At 46.6% G+C, this 1,740-nt stretch carries 4 protein-coding genes; 3 read left to right on the forward strand and 1 reads right to left on the reverse strand.

Features of this window, described 5'->3' with window-relative positions; all coding sequences use genetic code 11:
- On the forward strand, positions 1 to 190 hold a 190-nt coding region (locus tag KDK18_RS06645; RefSeq protein WP_257254088.1), incomplete at its 5' end, for a hypothetical protein.
- A gap of 184 nt (positions 191 to 374) precedes the next feature.
- Here KDK18_RS06645 and KDK18_RS06650 read toward each other — a convergent pair.
- Complete coding sequence (locus KDK18_RS06650) at positions 375 to 857, reverse strand: DUF29 domain-containing protein (protein WP_257254089.1); 483 nt, start codon at positions 855 to 857, stop codon at positions 375 to 377.
- 176 nt (positions 858 to 1,033) lie between these two features.
- Here KDK18_RS06650 and KDK18_RS06655 point away from each other — a divergent pair, with 176 nt between their 5' ends.
- Both KDK18_RS06655 and KDK18_RS06660 read left to right on the forward strand, forming a co-directional pair.
- Positions 1,034 to 1,540 (forward strand): hypothetical protein, encoded by a 507-nt coding sequence (locus KDK18_RS06655; RefSeq protein WP_257254090.1) that lies wholly within the window; start codon positions 1,034 to 1,036, stop codon positions 1,538 to 1,540.
- A partial coding sequence (locus KDK18_RS06660) for a hypothetical protein (RefSeq protein WP_257254091.1) occupies positions 1,527 to 1,740 on the forward strand: 214 nt, incomplete at its 3' end. The genes KDK18_RS06655 and KDK18_RS06660, both read left to right, overlap by 14 nt.

Here is a 1,740-nt window from a genome sequence, read left to right on the forward strand (position 1 = left end):
AGAGCTTGAAATGCTGGAACTTTATCGCCCCCAGATGACTCCAATGCAACTCGCCGCGGTGATCAACAAAATGAGCGACAGAGTGGATGTGGCGACACAGCTCGAATGGCACAAAGCCTGTGAGGATAAAAAGAGGGATCCGCTCGGGCTGAATGAATGGCTATTTGAGGATGAACTGTTTGATGTATAGGGAGAGACTGCATGCCGTTACCGCCAGCAGATGGATCTACGCCGCCACCTTTGGTTTCCCGGTTAGCCTCTCGATTACCAGAGGCTCCAGCTCTTGATTAAATCCGCAACGAGCGCAACACTCGCTGTTATGGCTAAGGTTCATGGGAGCGAGTCAATAAACTACTCATAGGGATTCACTCCGTTTAAGGATACCAGTCTTCAGACATCATTTGCTCGTAAGACCACGGGCATTTGTCTGGATAGCTGCTGTTGTCCAGTTTTGGGCATTGGGCGGGTATATGAAGATTCATTTCCCAAATTGCGTCTTTTTTTCCTTCGGGATACGAGTTTTCTAATATATTCTCGATTCTTGGTTTTAAACAGGGATTTTTTCTTATTAGTTTATTGATGTTATTCCTTGATCTATATATGGTTTTTACCCACCCCTTAGGGAATCTCTCGGCGGCTATCGTATCCCTTAATACGGTCGTTTGGTAATCACATTTAAGAAGATGGGTTATCAAAGTGGATAGATAATTCTCAAGATTATCGACTTTAGCCTCTATACCCAACTCCAACTCCTCCAACAGATTTTCAAGGTCTAGCTGGTCAAATTGTTTGTTAGCCAGTAAGCCTACTTGCTCGGTCAACCATTTGTGATGGTCGGTTTCGTATAAGCTATTCATCGTTTTACCTCAACCGGATACCCTGTTAAAAAAATACCTCCATTGCCCTACCACTGTAGGCAACTAACAGAAAGGACGCAAAATGAATCACCAAAGCACAGATGCCTTTCACCTCGTTCCCGCGCTAGTATGTCACTTCAATGAGTTTGATGTGAACAATCTACGACATCAGTGATTTGGATGATGAGTGGGAGGAAGGCGATGCGGTGAACGCATTACCGCTCTTTAGCTCTTTCCCCCAGAAGTGGCGTATGACCATTGCGGAAAACATGAAAGTCTTGGCATTGTTCAGTACAGCCCCTCTAAAGTGGCGCATGACCATTGCGGAATTTGAACAATACCTGACCGCTTTCACAAACGCCCGTAATGAAAGACCTCAGGTGCTTTCCGCGTTGGCATCCTTGCTGCCGATATTACATAACCATGGTGGAGCTGGCGTACGTTTATGGCTGGCAAGACACAATGAAAGCCGACAAGACCAGAACTTACTCAACAAGGCACTCTCAATTCCCGCCCCTTTGAATATCGTAAAGTTTGCTCTGACTCAGCTGCCTGAATCTGAGAGTCTGGAGTACATTGAACTGTGCAAAAACCTCAGCCCCCCCCCCGAACAAAGCTCAGTGGGAGGCACTGGAACCACTGAGGCAAAAGCTCAACCGGCGATTTATCATGGCACGAAGTAGAAGATGGACGTTGGAGATTATCTGGTCGCAGCCAGAAGCCAAAAGCCCAGACTATATTGAACAGCTCGATAGCTTCTTCGAAACGGCTCCATCCATCCTCCAACTGTATCGTATACACCTGTCGTTCGGGCAGCAAAAAATGCAGGGTTTCCTGGATGCCTGTATTGCCCGGCAGACTGCAAATTCCCTCAATCTGAAAG

Source organism: Endozoicomonas sp. SESOKO3 (assembly GCF_024606255.1).

Bases quoted from the DNA above. Each gene is read 5' to 3' on its own strand.
- KDK18_RS06650 (WP_257254089.1), bottom strand. From the start codon at position 857: ATGAATAGCTTATACGAAACCGACCATCACAAATGGTTGACCGAGCAA.